We start from the raw sequence: 1,342 nt of genomic DNA on the forward strand, positions 1-1,342 counted from the left end.
GGGTCTTCGATCGGACGTGTGTCAGGCCTCGGGATGTGGCCTTGATGACGCCACGGGTGGGTCATGCTGTTCGGATGGCGGGGTTCACATCGGTTCAGAGAGCTGCTCGCGCTCGGGCCCCGGGTCTGAATGTCCCTGCCATGAACTTCGAAGTCCGTGTCGCCTACTCCTCGTCGATCGCTCGCCCCGGTCTTGCGGCCATGCCGTGATCTATTCCCCCTTGGGGTGATCAGATCACGCCATCCGATAATCCTCCTGCTTTGTGGTCATAGCCCAGATCATGCGGGCCATCTTGTTGGCCAGCGCCACGGCCGCGACCATCTTCGGCTTCCTGGCTACGAGGGCCGCGAGCCAGCGGTTCGGGCTGCCGCCCTTCCGGACCACCCAGCGGATGACGCTCATGGCGCCGACGATGAGGAGCTTCCGTATGTCGGCCTGGCCCATTTTGCTCACCGCGCCGAGCCTCGTCTTCCCGCCCGTCGATCTCTGCCGCGGCACCAAGCCGAGCCAGGCCGCGAAGTTGCGTCCGCTGTCGAACGTGTCGAGGTCCGGGGCGAAGGCGGCCACGGCGCCGGCGGTTACCGGACCGACGCCGGGGATGGTGCACAGGCGGCGCAGCTCCTCGTCGGTCTTCGTCGCCGCCTCCAGCTCGGCGGCGAGCCGCTCAATCACCTCCGTGAGGTTCGCAATCTGCGTGAGGTAGACCGCGCCCATCTCGCGGACCGGGCCGGGCAGGTCAACACCCTCGTCTTCGAGGGCATTCTCCAGCACCTTCAGGCTTGCCGGACCCTTCGGTGCCACGAGGCCGAATTCGGCAAGATGCCCCCGCAGCGCGTTGATCAGCTGCGTGCGCTGCCGGACGAGGCACTGGTGGGTCCGGAACGCGACCGCCCGGGCCTGCGTCTCCATGCTCTTCACCGCCACGAAGCGCATCGTCGGACGCAGGGCCGCCTCGGCGATAGCCTCCGCGTCAGCGCGATCGTTCTTCTGGCGCTTCACGAAGGGCTTCACGTAGGCTGCGGGAACGAGACGAACCTCATGGCCGCGCGCCCGCGCCAGCCGTCCCCAGTGGTGCGACGTCGCGCACGCTTCCATCGCCACCACGCAAGCCGTCTGATCGGCTAGAAGCGCGGCCAGCCGGGTTCGCGACATCGCCCGGTCGGACAGGACCGCCCCGTCCGGTCCGATGGCGCAGACCTGGAAACTTCCCTTCGCCAGGTCGATCGCCAACATGCTGATCTTGGTCTTCATCGCTGCGCCCTCCGCATGGTTCTATAGAACCGTCCTGACATACTCGACGCCGGCCGGCTCCAGGGGCGGGGGCATCCACCACATCAGTTCA

General features: G+C 67.0%; 1 protein-coding gene. It reads right to left on the minus strand.

Annotation, left to right across the window (positions count from 1 at the left end; genetic code table 11):
* Positions 1-234: 234 nt before the first annotated feature.
* Positions 235-1,251 (minus strand): IS110 family transposase, encoded by a 1,017-nt coding sequence (locus Q1B08_RS21430; protein ID WP_299823384.1) that lies wholly within the window; start codon positions 1,249-1,251, stop codon positions 235-237.
* Positions 1,252-1,342 lie beyond the last annotated feature (91 nt).

The sequence above is a fragment of the uncultured Jannaschia sp. genome (assembly GCF_947494025.1).
In the GTDB taxonomy this organism is placed as follows: Bacteria; Pseudomonadota; Alphaproteobacteria; order Rhodobacterales; family Rhodobacteraceae; genus Jannaschia.

Bases quoted from the DNA above. Each gene is read 5' to 3' on its own strand.
- Q1B08_RS21430 (WP_299823384.1), bottom strand. From the start codon at position 1,251: ATGAAGACCAAGATCAGCATGTTGGCGATCGACCTGGCGAAGGGAAGT.